Origin of the sequence: Paracoccus angustae (genome assembly GCF_042648745.1) — a bacterium.
Taxonomy (GTDB): domain Bacteria; phylum Pseudomonadota; class Alphaproteobacteria; order Rhodobacterales; family Rhodobacteraceae; genus Paracoccus; species Paracoccus angustae.
This window is the reverse complement of the sequence record NZ_JBHRXY010000053.1, coordinates 1-13,918: the sequence shown is the minus strand read 5'-3', so window position 1 is coordinate 13,918 and position 13,918 is coordinate 1. Positions and strand designations below refer to the sequence as shown.

The 13,918-nt window shown below is 65.3% G+C and carries 15 protein-coding genes and 2 pseudogenes; 11 read left to right on the top strand and 6 right to left on the bottom strand.

The genetic code is table 11. The features are described from left to right. From ACFOM8_RS21235 to ACFOM8_RS21205, 7 genes and pseudogenes are all read left to right on the top strand, one after another. Positions 1-201 (top strand): DUF3768 domain-containing protein (locus ACFOM8_RS21235; RefSeq protein WP_377764375.1); only part of this gene is annotated, 201 nt, incomplete at its 5' end. Between the two features lie 168 nt (positions 202-369). Continuing rightward, positions 370-612, top strand: coding sequence for a hypothetical protein (locus ACFOM8_RS21230; protein ID WP_103175207.1), 243 nt, complete (start codon positions 370-372; stop codon positions 610-612). A gap of 371 nt (positions 613-983) precedes the next feature. Further along, positions 984-1,190, top strand: coding sequence for a cold-shock protein (locus tag ACFOM8_RS21225; RefSeq protein ID WP_188717038.1), 207 nt, complete (start codon positions 984-986; stop codon positions 1,188-1,190). Positions 1,191-1,330: 140 nt separating this feature from the next. Next, the gene (locus ACFOM8_RS21220) at positions 1,331-1,612 is read left to right on the top strand and encodes a hypothetical protein (RefSeq protein ID WP_188717040.1); all 282 of its coding nucleotides are present in this window, start codon (positions 1,331-1,333) and stop codon (positions 1,610-1,612) included. A 585-nt stretch (positions 1,613-2,197) separates the two neighbouring features. Next, the gene (locus tag ACFOM8_RS21215; RefSeq protein ID WP_377764372.1) at positions 2,198-2,746 is read left to right on the top strand and encodes a hypothetical protein; all 549 of its coding nucleotides are present in this window, start codon (positions 2,198-2,200) and stop codon (positions 2,744-2,746) included. Further along, complete coding sequence (locus ACFOM8_RS21210) at positions 2,727-4,622, top strand: relaxase/mobilization nuclease domain-containing protein (RefSeq protein WP_377764371.1); 1,896 nt, start codon at positions 2,727-2,729, stop codon at positions 4,620-4,622. The genes ACFOM8_RS21215 and ACFOM8_RS21210 overlap by 20 nt, the downstream gene beginning before the upstream one ends. 15 nt (positions 4,623-4,637) lie before the next feature. Next, a pseudogene (locus ACFOM8_RS21205) lies at positions 4,638-5,747 on the top strand (type IV secretory system conjugative DNA transfer family protein); the annotation flags it as partial. Positions 5,748-5,828: 81 nt separating this feature from the next. Here ACFOM8_RS21205 and ACFOM8_RS23150 read toward each other — a convergent pair. The 3 genes and pseudogenes from ACFOM8_RS23150 to ACFOM8_RS21195 form a co-directional block, all read right to left on the bottom strand. Beyond that, positions 5,829-6,149: pseudogene (locus tag ACFOM8_RS23150) on the bottom strand (DUF7146 domain-containing protein); the annotation flags it as partial. A 519-nt stretch (positions 6,150-6,668) separates the two neighbouring features. Further along, complete coding sequence (locus tag ACFOM8_RS21200) at positions 6,669-6,896, bottom strand: type II toxin-antitoxin system VapB family antitoxin (protein WP_103175054.1); 228 nt, start codon at positions 6,894-6,896, stop codon at positions 6,669-6,671. 309 nt (positions 6,897-7,205) lie between these two features. Continuing rightward, positions 7,206-7,628 carry an antirestriction protein gene (locus ACFOM8_RS21195; protein WP_103175055.1) on the bottom strand — a complete coding sequence of 141 codons (423 nt, stop codon included), beginning with the start codon at positions 7,626-7,628 and terminating at the stop codon, positions 7,206-7,208. A gap of 150 nt (positions 7,629-7,778) precedes the next feature. Between ACFOM8_RS21195 and ACFOM8_RS21190 the strand changes: the two genes are divergently transcribed. Next, the gene (locus ACFOM8_RS21190) at positions 7,779-8,054 is read left to right on the top strand and encodes an AbrB/MazE/SpoVT family DNA-binding domain-containing protein (RefSeq protein WP_103175188.1); all 276 of its coding nucleotides are present in this window, start codon (positions 7,779-7,781) and stop codon (positions 8,052-8,054) included. After that, positions 8,041-8,430, top strand: a complete 390-nt coding sequence (locus tag ACFOM8_RS21185) for a type II toxin-antitoxin system VapC family toxin (RefSeq protein ID WP_377764367.1) — start codon at positions 8,041-8,043, stop codon at positions 8,428-8,430. The genes ACFOM8_RS21190 and ACFOM8_RS21185 overlap by 14 nt, the downstream gene beginning before the upstream one ends. A 291-nt stretch (positions 8,431-8,721) precedes the next feature. Here ACFOM8_RS21185 and ACFOM8_RS21180 read toward each other — a convergent pair whose 3' ends face one another. The 3 genes from ACFOM8_RS21180 to ACFOM8_RS21170 all read right to left on the bottom strand — a co-directional run bounded on the left by ACFOM8_RS21180 (position 8,722) and on the right by ACFOM8_RS21170 (position 12,026). Continuing rightward, the gene (locus tag ACFOM8_RS21180) at positions 8,722-9,105 is read right to left on the bottom strand and encodes a DUF6915 family protein (RefSeq protein WP_377764365.1); all 384 of its coding nucleotides are present in this window, start codon (positions 9,103-9,105) and stop codon (positions 8,722-8,724) included. Between the two features lie 11 nt (positions 9,106-9,116). Then, positions 9,117-9,605 carry a DUF6878 family protein gene (locus ACFOM8_RS21175; RefSeq protein ID WP_377764363.1) on the bottom strand — a complete coding sequence of 163 codons (489 nt, stop codon included), beginning with the start codon at positions 9,603-9,605 and terminating at the stop codon, positions 9,117-9,119. 213 nt (positions 9,606-9,818) lie between these two features. Next, the gene (locus tag ACFOM8_RS21170) at positions 9,819-12,026 is read right to left on the bottom strand and encodes a ParB/RepB/Spo0J family partition protein (RefSeq protein WP_377764362.1); all 2,208 of its coding nucleotides are present in this window, start codon (positions 12,024-12,026) and stop codon (positions 9,819-9,821) included. Positions 12,027-12,575: 549 nt separating this feature from the next. Here ACFOM8_RS21170 and ACFOM8_RS21165 point away from each other — a divergent pair. Then, positions 12,576-13,136: a hypothetical protein gene (locus tag ACFOM8_RS21165; protein ID WP_377764361.1), complete on the top strand. Its 561-nt coding sequence runs from the start codon at positions 12,576-12,578 to the stop codon at positions 13,134-13,136. Further along, positions 13,136-13,579: a hypothetical protein gene (locus tag ACFOM8_RS21160; protein ID WP_377764359.1), complete on the top strand. Its 444-nt coding sequence runs from the start codon at positions 13,136-13,138 to the stop codon at positions 13,577-13,579. Before ACFOM8_RS21165 ends, ACFOM8_RS21160 begins: the two co-directional genes overlap by 1 nt. The last annotated feature ends 339 nt before the right edge of the window (positions 13,580-13,918 follow it).

The following is a 13,918-nucleotide window of genomic DNA, read 5'->3' as shown; positions in this document are numbered from 1 at the left end:
GACGCGGCGGTCATGGACGATCATGGCACCGATGGCGTCCGCAGCTTCGGCATGCCGGATGTGCCGCACGGAGACGAAACTGTGCGCATCTACTGGAAGATCGACCTTTACGACACCGACGGGTTGATGGGACCGGAGGTGGAAACGGATCCTGCACAGACGATCCGTATCCTGACCCTCTGCCTGCCCGACGAATACTGATCCGGCATGGGCGGCTTCGAAAGCGGGGCCGCCTGATGTTGCCGATGGTATCAGGTCAGAGATCGCCTTCTTCCCAGACATCCTCAAGCATTTCATTTTTATCAAATGCTGGTCCCTTATGAGCAGAAGGATCGTTGTTCCTATTCATCCCTTGAGGGAGGGCAGCACATGACCGATGCGACACTCTCGCTTGACGGCATTGAGCCGATCAGCGGCACAATAGAAACCGGGGGCGACTATATCCGGTTCAGCGCAGACACGACCCTTGACGAACATCAGATCAACGGACCTCATGAGGGGCAGCTGTCCCTGAACGGTGCCGACGAGCGGGTCGTTCTCGAAAGCTACCACGCCATTGAAGGCGGCGGCTGCGAGATAACCCTTCGACGCATTACGCCATCTGCGTCGTGATAAGGGTCAGAAATATTGTCAAAGGTGCCCCGGTAATCCTTGGTCATGACCATGGCCCGCCCTTAACGCTGCCTCCAGCATAGGGAAGACGCGAGAACAACGCGACAGGCGAGATGCCCAGTGACACATAGCAACCGGACCTATTCCCGCAGTTCGGAGACCACGGCGTGGAAATAGGATCCTTGCAGGATCGGACAGGCCACCCTGCCCGTCGCATGTGCGACATGCGAAGGCGCCACCAAAGTCAGCGGGCAGGTCGCATCCGGACCCCCACCTTTGAAGGAAAGCTATTCCGACCTCCATCAGAAATCTCTTGCTGCGCGGCTGAGCGCTATGCCAAGCAAGGTCTTGTTGTGCAGCGGAGAGGGACGATGGCACGCGGGACTGTCAAGTGGTTCAACACCGACAAGGGTTATGGCTTCATTGCGCCGGAGACCGGGGGCGGGGATGTGTTTGTCCATATCACGGCCGTTCAGCGCGCCGGACTGGACACGCTGCGGGACGGGCAGAAAGTCTCCTTTGAACTGGAGACCGGCCGCAACGGCAAGACAAGCGCAGTCGATCTGCAGGCCATCTGAGACGACAAAGGTGGTCGCCGCCCTGCCGCAAACATGCTGCGGGTGAGGGCGTCTTCACAAGAGGGGCGGCACCATCCCGCCCTGTTAACCGCTCCTTAACCAGGTCTGCCTTATGCAAATAGCGCATAAGAGGATCGGGCATGAGCTACCGGATCACCACCTACAGCGCCTTGCAGGCCCACCTGTCGGCAGCCAACACGGCGGTGATGCTGTGTCGGGCCAATATCGGCCGGCTGCCTTTGTCCAGCCAGGAGCGCGATGCAGCAATCGACCGGATCAGAAAGCAGATCGGCGAACTGGAGACGCTCATCCTGGAGCTTGAGGGTCCGGGCGGCAAGCTAGCCGCGCCCTTCATCCGGACACGGGTCAGAAAGGCATCCCCGCCTCGCAGGACCAGCACCCTGTCGGACAACCGGACGTGACAGCGGGCCCCGATGACGAGGGATTCCAGGCGAACGCGGGCCCGGGCTTCATGTGAGGGACCTGGAGCTCTTCTCCGCCCCCGACATCACTGGCACCACGCCTTACGGATGGGGGATCTCTCAGCCGGGCGGGAACACTCTGAAACCAACCACACACACCCGCTCGGCTGATAAGACCTTTATGTCTGCGCCGGGCTTCAGGGGATAGTTGATCTTTCGGGCAGAAAACAGTGCCCACTCCGCCAAACCATAGAAAGAGGCGTAGGATCTGCCTTGTTGTGTCGCGTGGTCTCTGGTCCTCAGGCAGCCGTGCCCGTAGAGGAAGAGCGCGATCATGAGCCACGCCCCTCGGCAGGCGCGGCTCCCCTCGGCTCGGGGTATCAGATTGGTATGGGCCAGCTTGACCCTCCGGTAGACACTGGGTGCTTGTGTTCTGAAGCGCCGCGGGCCCCTCTAACAAGGGGCGGTGGATCTCTCGGATTGCCAGCACGAAACCCGTGACAGATCCCCTAAAATATGGCATGGTGAGAGATGTAACGTTGGCAGGAAATGCCGAGTGTCTACACCTGTGGAATGGAGCGCCCGATGGCCCTTCGAGACACGCCCCAGACCCCCGCAGACCCAGTGCGCCCCGGCGGCAAGCGGCGCTCGCCCGCGTCACAGCACGGTTCTTGCAAACAGATCAGCAAGACCCGCCCGGACGGCCCTCGCCGCAGCCGGGAGACGGCCACCACCGGAGGCCAAGCCGTTTCGGCCCGGCTGTCGCCGGTCGAGCTGGAGGCGCTCTTGGTGCTGAAAAGCCGCCATGGCCTTGGCTCGACCTCGGACGCCCTGCGAGCCCTGGTGCGGGCGGCCTCGGGGATGCTGGAGTTCGACCCCGCCACCGGTGTGCGCCTCGAGGCCGTGCGGGCCGAGCTCCAGGAGATCGGCCTTGCCGTGAACGCAATCGCCTTGGCGGCGGGCCAGGGTCGCATCGATCCAAGCGGTGAGCAATGGGCGGTCCTCAACGCCCTGCGCCAGACCCTGCCGGAGATGCGCGCCGATCTGCGGGCAGTGGTGGACGAGCAGCGGCGTCGCGGCATCCGGCTCTTTATGGCATGGAAGGAGGCGGAGCATGGCGAGCCTCTCGGATGATCTGATCGGCGAGATCCGGCTGCGCCGCGTCGGCGGCCGGGTGCCGCACGACAGCGGGTTCGGCAAGACGACGGGGCGACGATCCGGGGCAAGGGGGTCGTCCTTCTCGGCGCGGGCGCGCGATCTGTGGCGGGTGGGCCAGGGCTCGAACGCCGCAGTGCTGAAGAAGATTGCCCGAGGCGGCACGCAGACGCCGGGCCGGCTCCAGGCGCAGCTTCGCTATCTCTTCACCAAGTCGCATGCGCTCTTCGGCAACACGGTCGCGCTTGATCCAGAGGCACAGGTGCTGTCAGCCGAGCAGCGCCGCGCGATTGTGCTCGACTGGTCGGACGGCTGGCGGGGCGATCCAAAGAATGGCCATACCACGCATCTGCTCCTCTCGTTTCCCTATGACCTTGCGCCCCGAAAGGCGCTGCGGATCGCGGAGGCCTGGGCCTTCGAGATGTTCCAGTCAGGCACCCATATGCAGGATGAATGGGCCTATGTGGCGGCGCTGCACACCGACCGCTCGCACCCCCATGTCCATATCGTGGTGAACAACCGCGGTCTCGAGCAGGACACCTGGTTCTTCATGGCAAAGGACCATGCCTTCAACCTTTCCACCATGAAGGAGCGGCTGGTGGAGATCGCGGGCGGGATGGGGGTGGAACTCGATGCCTCCTCACGCCTCGAGCGGGGCATCCTGACCTATGGGCCGAGCCGTGCCGAGATCGAGGGGGCGGCGCGCGAGAGGCGCCCGGTGCGCGAGCGGGCGCTGCAGGGCCCGGCGCTCGAGGAGGGGCTGGCGGTGGTCACCCGCAGCGCGGCCACGCTCAAGATGCTGGCCGGGATCGCCAGCCTTGCCCGGCTCAAGGAGGTGAAGCTGCGCATGGAGCGGGCTGCCAAGATCCTCGAGGCCGGCGGTATCATATCCCCACAAACCCTGAAGGAGACGACTATGGATCTGGACGGCACCATCATTCCGCATACCCGGCAGAGCCTGGACCGGGTGTTTGCCGGCTGGCTTGATCGGGCCGAGCGCGAGATCGCCACCCTTGGTCCCGAGGACCGGCGCGAGATGCGCACGGAACTGGCGGAGGTCACCACCGCGATCCTGCGCGATCTGGGCGATGCACGCGGCGCCGAGCTGGTCATGGAGCCGCCGCGCTCGGCCCTCTACCGGAGCGAGCTTGGAGACAGCGCCATCACCCGCAGGACGGTCACGAAGACCCTGTCCCGGACCGCCGCCCTTGAGGTGCGGACCGGGGTCCTGGAGGCGGCCGAAGCCATCGGCATCGAGCGGCCCGCGATGGAGCGGCGGCTCGAGCATCCGGCTGCCAATGCCTGGCAGGAGCGCGAGTGGGTCAAGGCAGATCTCAGGGCAGTCTCGGTTGCCCGAGGGCTCGATCTCGACGTAAAGGCCGAGCGCGACCAGGTGGCCGACCTCGTGGACAGCTTCTACGCCACCGCCGCCAAGGTGCTGAACCACGCCCTGGGGATGGAGCACGCCCGGGAGACGGTCCACAGCCGCGAGAGCGATCGCCTGGTGCGGACGCTCGAGACGCTGTCCCGGGTACACCGCCAGCACCGCCGGGTCGAGTTCGAGGGGGAGGACCACGCCGAACGCTTCGCGCGCGACCTGAAGGAGCGGTACGGCGAAAGGGTCATGGAGCAGATCGCTTCAGGCGATGATCGGGCCTTGGCCTCGGACTTTCCCGAAGAAGGGCCACGCCGCGCGATCGCCCGTGCCCTGGTCGCAGCCGCCGAGAGCCACGAAAGCCTGGGTTTGTCCCGGCGGCAGGCGGAACTGGCCAGGGAACGGCTGCTCTCGAGCGAGCACCAGCACGAGCGGGCGCAACATGAGTTGCGCCGCAAGGACTTCGATCTCGACCTCTGAAAGGAGGCAGAACCGATGAACCGGATGATCATTGCTATTCCCACGGGATTGATTGCCGGAGCCCTTGTCGGGCTGATGATGGGAGGCTTGTGGCTGCATTGGCAGCTTGGGGCGGGCATGAATGCGGGACACCCGTTCGTTCTGGTGACCGAGTTTCCCGGCCTGCGGATGGCCGGGCAGGATCCCTGGCGTTCGGCCTATGCGATCGTTCTGGCAGGTGCCGTGCTTTTGTCCCTGCTGGCCGTGGCGTTCACTCTGACCCATCGGCTGACCACCTATGGTACAGCGCATTTCCAGACCCGGCGCGAGATCCGGCGCAACGGGCTCCTGCAGCCCGTAGGGGCAGGGCTGGTGTTCGGCAAGTTCGGCAAGCCGCACAAGAAGGGCCGCTTTGTCTGCGGCAGCTACGACCGCTTCCCCCATGCCCTGGTGGCCGCGCCCACCCGCTCGGGCAAAGGGGTGGGATACGTGATGCCGAACACGCTGCTCTTTCCCGGCTCCTGCGTGGTGATGGATGTGAAAGGCGATATCTTCGAGGCGACGGCCCGGCACCGCCAGGCGCAGGGCGACCAGGTGATCCGCATCGCGCCGTTTGACTTCGAGCACCCGTCGCATCGCTACAACCCGCTTGAGCGGATCAGCAGGATTGCGGATACCGACCAGCGGTTCACCGAGCTCTCAAAGCTCGCCAGCTATTTCCTGATCCCGAAGAACGAGAAGGGCGGCGCCTCGGACTTCATCGTGGGCGCGCGCCAGCTCTTCGTGGCCGGCGGCATGCTGGCCATCGAGCGCGGCACGCCGACGCTTGGCGCCATTGCCCGCATCCTTTTCGATACCGGCAACAAGGAGGCAGCCTACGCCGCCTTGGCAGCCGAGGCGCGTCACGCCCAGACGGCGACAATCTTTCTCAACTTCTCGGGCCATTCCGATCGGACGCTCTCGTCTTACGCTTCGGTTCTTGACGGCTCCGGCCTCGGGCTGTGGCTCAACCCCCGGATCGACAAGATCACGAGCGCCAACGACTTTTCCTGGGGCGACATTCGGCGGCGCCCGCATGCGGTCTATGTCGTCGCCAACTCCGACGATATCCCGACGCTTTCCCCGCTTCTGCGGCTGATGTTCGGAGAGTTGATCGCCACCATGCGCGCGCACATCCGGGCGGTAGTAGCACCGGGGGTGGAAGCGCAGCGCGGCCATGGAGGAAAGGCAGGTGATTGCCCTTCCGGCCAGATAGGTTGCCGCGAGCGTGCCGCCGATCGGCTCGGCTATGGCGAAGAGCCGCCGTGCCGCCTGCCGCGAGCCGGGTGCCCTGCGGGATGTCCCGCCACCTGCTGTCTGGACCGAGGCCGGATCGGGATGGGGAAGCGCAAGAAACCGGCGTGCCTCGGCAGCCACATCCTTGAAGTCGAGAAGGCCCGTCGCTGCGCGGATGAGGTCGAGCAGATCGCCGTGTTCGCCGGTGGCGGCATCTGACCAGCGGCCCACGGCACCCCCGCCGGTTTCCGGGCCTGCCAAACGCACGAACATCGAGCGGCCGGGAGTGTTTCTCACATCGCCGACCAGCCAGTAGTTGCCGGTCTTTCGACCAGAGGACAGGTAATGGCGGCAGACCGCCTCGGCCTCGCGGCCAAGACGGATCGCCAGATCGGACGCGTCACGATGGGGCATCAGAGGATCTCCTGTGTGCTGGGGCATCTGCCGCCTCCGGGGTCCGGACCGCGGACCCTCGGTCGCGGCGTTTTCCCGCGGGCAGAAAGCACGAATTCGCGGGACTCTCTCGACCGCATCGGCTCACCCTCCTGCCGCGACCCCCCTCTGTCTTTGCCGACTGTCTCCATCACCGCACCACGGCCGGGCGGCACACCCTCACAGCCTTCCGTGATGGCCATCCCCTGGTCTGCTGGCGGAAGCAGGGTCTTGGGCTTCAAGGGCACAGGTCGGCGACAAGTACCTGCAGTCATGTGACGAGGCGGCGTCCACCGTGACAGCGGATGCCGCCGGGCGCACAGCGCGCAAGGTGGTCAGACGGAAGCGTTGGTATGACCCTCAGCGCTTTTTTGACGGGTGCACCATGCGCGTCGACTTGCGGCCGTAGTTCTTCACCGTCTCGCGCAAGGTCGCAATCTGGTCATCAATGGTGGGTGTGGACCGCAGACGCTCGATCTCGTTTTGGAGAGCCAGGCGCATGGCTTCCGTCTTGTTGACACCGAGCATGTCCGCCAGGGTTTGCGCCAGGTCATCCAGGCGTTCATCGCGGGTTGCGCGTTCATCCATCGTGGGGTCCGCCTTGCATGCACGGCCATGACCATCCGGTAACCCTAAGCTGGGCTGCTCGGCAAGACAGCACGAGATTGCTGCCAAGCCGCTCCACAAGGGCCGTTTTGGTAACCACGCGCCTGCTGATCGGACCGCCTTCTGCCAAGGATAACGACCTGATGCGCATCTTCTCCTCGGCCCTAGATCCCGGCGCGTGTCCAGGAGGCAGGCTTCTCTCGCTTGCCGTCTGAGCCGCCCTCCAGCGGCGCCATGGCGGAAGCCAGCATGAAACAAGCGCCCCGCGAAAAGGCAGGGCGCTTGCAAGGCTCAGTCGATGGCCTGGAAAATCTCGCGGGCCTCGGGATGATCCGCGGCATGGGCATAAAGGCGGGCAAAGCCCTCCGAGAGTTCCGGGGCGTCGTGGCGGAAAGACAGGTGCGAGAAGGCAAAGAGCGTGGCGATGATGCCGGCAGCATCGGCCGAAACGACGCCTTCGTAGCCGTTGCCGTCCCAGACGAGATGGAAGCGGGGCTTGCAGGTCGGGGCGAGATAAAGGGGCTCGCCTGCCAACTCAAGGAAGTCCCACATGCCGCCGGTGTAGTCTGTCGGGCTCAGCCTTTCCATGAAGCCGAAGACGGTGTGCTCGCCGACAAGAAGAAGGCGGGCGCCGAACAGCCGGGGCAGAAAGCCCATGCGGCGCTCCTCGGGAACGGGCATGGCAGAGGAGAATGAGGGTGCGGTGAGGGTCATGGCGGAGATCTCCGGTTATGAGAAACAGGGATGCGCCCGCCATGTCGCTCTCTAGCTCCGGCAGGCGCAGCCTTTTCCCGGCGACCCTCTGTCTCTTGATGCGCGGTGCCGCGACGCGTATCTTACCCTTGTCTTACACAGGATCCCGACATGGCACAGGCCGATCCCCCAATCACCACCGTCTCGACCAAGGGACAGGTCATCCTGCCCAAAGCGATCCGCAGGCGCCGGGACTGGGATGCAGGAACCCGGCTCATCGTCGAGGACACCCCCGAAGGCGTGTTGCTGAAGGCGGCGCCCGCCTTTGCGCCCAGCCGGTCTGACGCCGTGTTCGGGATGTTGCCGCATACGGGCGCGCCTGTCTCGCTCGAAGAGATGGAGGCCGGGGTGCTGGCCGAGGCCCGCAGGCACCATGATCGCGATTGATACCAACATTGTCGTCCGCTACCTGACCGGCGATCATCCTGAACAATCGAGGCGCGCGCGCGAAATCGTGGACGGGCAGCCCGTGTTCGTGCCGGTCACCGTGGTGCTGGAAACAGAATGGGTGTTGCGCAGCGCTTATGGCCACGGCCCCGCGGATGTGGCGCGCGCCTTGCGCGCCTTTGGCGGCCTTTCTCATGTCACCGTTGAAGACGCGTCCATCGTGGCGGCCGCGATTGACCTGGTCGAGCGGGGCATGGATTTTGCCGATGCGCTGCATCTTCGCCGCTCGACGGACAGGGACGCGTTTCTGACCTTCGACCGCCGGTTCGTGAAGGCGGCGAAAGCCGTCGGCATCGACCTCGTGCAGGAGGCATGAGAGGATCAGCCGAACCGCCGGCCTTCGGCCGTGAAGGTAGCCGTTGGCGGCAATGACGTGGTCGACGGTTTCGTCCGAGGGGAGTGCTCGTATTCCGCCTTGATCCGGTCATAAAGCCAGCGGGCCAGGGCGCATGGCAGCGCAGCATGTTCCGATAAAAGGCCTTGCGCATCTCCCGCAGACGCCAGTCATGACGCGCCTGCGGGCTGATGAGCGCTACCGCCGCCGCGCAAACCACCGTGCTCGCCGGGGCATAACCCCCGACATGCAGGCGCAGGTAGGTTGCGAATATCAGGATGCTCCCCTCACTGCCTGGCTGACGGCGGGAACAAGATCGACAATCGGCTCGATCCTTGCGGCCGGTCCCATCCACGGCTCCGGGCGGATCGCCCTGGCCCAGTCGGCGAAGCTCGGGATATGGCCCAGATCCTCGCGGACATGCTGCTCGCCGATCCACCGGGTGGGGATCCGCCGCCCCGAGGCCAGGGTGAGCGTGGTACCGAACAGCCGTTCCGACATGAAGATACCCTCGGCATGATGGCGCAGCGCCCGGTGCCGGAAGTCGGCAAGGATCTCCTTGCTGCCATCGAACCAAGCATGGACGTCCAGGTAGTCCTCGATGCTGCCGCCCCAGCTGCGAACCGAGGAGAGGGCGTGATGATAGGGATGTGCCATGGTCTCCTCCCTTAAAACACGTGGCTGTAGGTTTCAGTGGCGGTATAGCGCTCGCTGTGATCGAGCGTGATCGTTCGGGCCGGCACGTCGAAGACGAACTCGCCAGAGGCGCCGTCGTTGTTCTCCCAGCCGGGATGGCTTTGCTCGAGCAGATCATAGCAATGCTGCTCGAGGGCGGCCGCGATCTCCACCTGGGCAGTGGACACATCGTCCGAGTTCCAGGTGGCAGACGCCAGCGAAACCTCCCCCGGAGGAAGATCGACAATGGTTTCGCCGCACTGTGCGGTGACATCCTCGATCTGGCCGCTGTCGCCGTAGCCGTCGAAGGTCACCGTGACGGTGGTGATCCCGGCGGCCTCCAGGGCATCGAAGAGCGCGGCCTTGTTGGCCGGGCGCAGCGCGGCTGCGCGTTGTTGATGAGCATCGTGTTCGGCAAGAACACGGGCGATGCTGACGGCAAGGTCGGAGTCCGGCTTGCCGGCATGTTCGGGATCGGTCATGGAAAGGTCCTCCGGGAGAGGGGAATGACAGAAAACGGCGCGGCGCGGCTCTCCCTCCTCACGCCGGGCTTGTCCCCTCCCCCACCTGGCTCTCCCTCTTGGTAAGGGAGGGCGGTGTTCACGGCCCCCGCCTCAGGTCAGCGCGACACGACCAAGCCGTCGTGGACCGGGAGAGCGGGAGACGGGGCGGCTATGCCGCCCCGGCCCCCATCCTCACTCGGCGGCCATGCCTTGCGGACTGTCCTCCTCCACGCGGGCAGTGCCGTCTTCCCCTGCTCCGGACGGAGGCTCCCGTCCGGGATCGTCCGTGTCGTCTGGTTCCGCGTTATTGGCCTCACCGGTCGGGTCGGTCGGCAGGGAAGCAGATCCGGCATTCTCGTCGCTGGTTGCCCCGCTTTCGGCAATCCGCAGCCGCAGCGGCTCGGGCAGCCAGCCGGTCTCCGCCAGGAGCCGCTCGGCTTCCCGCGCCATGTCGGGTTTCTTCAGGTGATCGATGCGCTGCGCCGCTGCCTCCCCTGCGCCTTCGCGCACTGCCGCAAGGATGTGCGGCTTGGTCACCCGGCCAAGATAGCTCTCGATCGTGGGCCGCCAGCCCGCCTCCACGAGATCGAGCTCTGTCGCCCGGGCCAGCCGGTCGGCCTCGCGGAGGCGCCGCTCAAGACCCTGCTGACTGACACCCGTGCCACTATAGGGGTTCGGCCGCTCGACAAGCGCATTGACCCCGAAGCTGACGCAGTGGGCCAGCAGAGCCAGTCGGCTTGCGTCGTCGAGGTTCTCGAGCCAGGACCAAAGCCGGTCGTCATCCTCGGCATCGGGCAGGTCGGCCTGCCATGCCGCATGGCGCGTGGCGATCTGTTGCGCGGGCAGGCTGTCGGCCAGACCCGGGGCCTGCACGGGAAAGCAGACGGTCCGGACAAAGGCCTCCAAGGCCGCGCCGCAGCCGCGGCTGCCAAAGCAGTCCAGCACCAGCCGGTGCAGAAGGGCTGTCAGCGCGACATGCGGGTGCGCGGCCAGGGCGTCGCGCAAGGCCAGCGTGCGATACGCGGTCAGCTCAACCACCAGGCTCTCGGGCAGGGGCTTGAGGATGTCGGTCTCCTCGGCACTTTCCTCGCCGGTGCCTGGCTCACCCGCCATCGTGATGGCGGCAGGTTCTCTGGCATGCCAGGGCGTGACGCCGCCCGTCGCATCGGGCAATTCCCCGGCCTCGCCGTCTTCAGTCCCCTGCGCGGTTTCATCGTCGGGCCGGACATGGCCGCGATCGACCATCAACCTGCCGTCGGCGCGTATGCTGACAAACACCCCGGCGCGCGACATCTGCTCGGGCGAGAAGACCACCGGCCTGTGCTCATAAGCCTCGAGCGCCGCCTCGATCTCGCCGAGCCGCCTGTCCACATCTTCGGGCAGCTCCTCGGCTTCCGCATGCTCGGCCTCCAGTTGGTCGTATTCGTCGCGCAAAGTCTCGCGCGCGGCGCGCTCCTCCGCGGTCAGGTCGATGGTGGTGCCGGCAATCCGACGCAGCCCGCGGTCGTGGCCATAGGGTAAGCTCACGGCCACCTCGACCCAGGCCCAGCCTTCCGCGGCAATCGCCTTGGCCTCACACTTCAGCTTCTCCGCGACCATCCGGTCGAGCAGGGCCACGTCCTGCAGCCAGCCACCATCGTCGCCCTCGAAGAGATCGCGCAGCACGATGCCGCCCGCCGCCTCGTAGGCCGAAACACCCACGAAGAGCGCCCGCCGGTCGGACGCCCGCACCGTGGTTTCCGTCAGCATCCGGCGGATGGTGTGGGGCTCCTTCGACCAGCTGTCCTTGATGACCTGCCAGACCTGCTCCTGGCGGGCATGATCCTCCGAGACGGTGAAGGCCATCAGCTGCTCGAGCGTCATGGCGTCCTCGCCATAGACCTCGAGCAGCGCGGGCGAGACAGAAGCCAGCCGCAAGCGCTGCTTGACGACCTTGGCGTCAACGAAAAAGGCCGCAGCGATGGCCTCTTCGGTCATGCCCTCCTCGCGCAGGGTCTGGAAGGCGCGGAACTGATCGAGCGGATGGAGCGGCGCCCGCTCGATGTTCTCGGCCAAGGACAGTTCGGCCACGAGCACATCCGTCTCGGACCCGCTCCCCGAGACGATGCAGGGCACGGGCGCGGTCTTCGCCAGGCGCTTCTGCTTGACCAGCAGTTCAAGCGCCCGGAAGCGCCGGCCGCCGGCAGGAACCTCGTAGAGGCCGGTCTCCGCGCCGTCCTCGTCCCGAACGGGACGGACATGGAGGGACTGGATCAAGCCGCGCCGGGCAATGGATGCGGCAAGCTCCTCGACCGAAACGCCGGCCTTGATGCGCCGGACGTTGGACTGGCTGAGGACCAGCTTGTCGAAGGGAATGTCGCGGGCCGAGGCGAGGGTGATGGGGGATATGGCTTTGGCCATGGGCGTGTTCTCCGCGACGGGCGCCGGGAGCCTCTCTCCCTGGCTTTCAACCCGTCACGATCCCCCCAGCCCTCCTTTGCCTCTACCGGGCGGCCGCGCCAGGAACGCTTCGTGCCTTCAGAAGGTGCCGCGCGTGCCGCCTCGTGCTCACCGTCAGGGGTCAATGCTGATGGCGCGAGCCCCTGTTCATCCATCACCTGCCCCAGCAACCAGGCGAGGCGAGGCGAGGCGAGGCGAGGCGACGATGGGGTCTGATCGGGGCGGCTTTGTCATGGGCGCCAGCAACGCTCTGCGAAAACAAGTCCAGAGGGACCGATGCAGGTCTTCCCAATGCCGGTAACGATAAGGGTGCTGCTGAGGTGGAGCTTGCCTCTAACCTTGCAACCATGGAAAATCGCGAGGCTACCTACCCTCGATCGGCTGCCTCAAGGTGGTCACCCCTGTCTGTGTATGTTCGGGACGGCCATGAAGAAGACTGCCAAGGTTCCAGTGGAGAAAGTCGTAAAGGGTTTGCTTGTGAAGCACGCATGCCCTGTGCCGTTCCACGCCGTGCGTACACGGTTTTTGGGCAATATCGCCACCCCCGAGATGTCGGTCTCGCCCTTGCAGATCATCAAGGACCTGTGGGGTGGCGAACTCCCTCCCTTCGACAGCATGGATGAGTTCAACACCCTGCTCGAGGCCCTGGTGCAGGGCTTGTGGAACGAGTTGACCCGGCACCAGAAGCGCAGTCAGCCCTTCCGGCTCACCCGCACACCCCTGGACGCAACCGCTGCCAATCTCGGCCTTTACGCCCGTATTCGCCTCGAGGAGTTGGACGGCTTTCTCGAAGGGCTCTTCAACGGAGAGGAGGCGGTCGATCTGCCCGAGCGTGCGCATGAGGCTGTCGGTCACCTCGAAGAGTTGCGGGCCATGATGGCCGGTATTTGCGACCTTGTGGCACGTGACCCCAAGGCCGATGACCACACCCAACTCGAGACGACCTTCAAGCATCTGCGCGAGCTGACCCGGATCATGGAAACCGAGATCCACGAGGCCGTGCTGTCCTGCACTCGCGCCCGCCGCCAGAGGCTTGAGGCCACGCCCACCGCCAAACCGACGATCCACTGATGGTCCTGTCCTCCGAGGAACGCCTTCGCGAAAAGCTGCGCAAGATCGAGGCGCTTTATGCCGGTGCTGCGACAGCCGGGGAAAAAACCGCAGCAGGTGCCGCGGCAGAGCGCATTCGGCGCCAGTTCGAGACCATCAGCAGGACGGAACAGGCTGAGGAGTTCAAGTTCTCGATCACCGATCCTTGGTCACGTCAGCTCTTCATCGCCCTGTGCCGGCGCTACGGCATGAAGCCGTTCCGCTATCCGCGCATGCACCGCCAGACCGTCATGGTCCGCGCCCCGGCCAGTTTCGTCCACGTGACGCTATGGCCGGAATTCGAGGAGCTCAGCCGCGCCCTGACATCCCACCTCAACGACATCACCAAGAAAATCATTCGCGAGGAAGTGCACGAAGCCACCCAGGATGCAGACGAGATCAGCGAGCCGCGTCAGCTGCGCTGAGATGTTTTCGGCCGCACCTCTGAAGCAGGCCCACGCGGCGACCGGGAGAAGACAGCTCGACGCCCTCACCCGGCGCGTCCCCGCCCATGCAGACGGACGGCTGCAGGTCTCCTGACGGAAGCCGGCACGAGGCCGGGCGGCTGTAAACCGTGCTCCGGCAAGACATGTCAAACCGGGGGGCGGTCGTGACACCGGCCGCTGGATGACCCCATCCCGCAGGCTGAGTTGGACCGATATCGGCGTGGCCGGAGGGGGGTGATCCGTAAGCGGCGTTTGCGCCCCATTGATTTTCTGATTGCTGCGCTGCGGTCTGCTGCCTGGATGTCGTGCTGTGAGCTC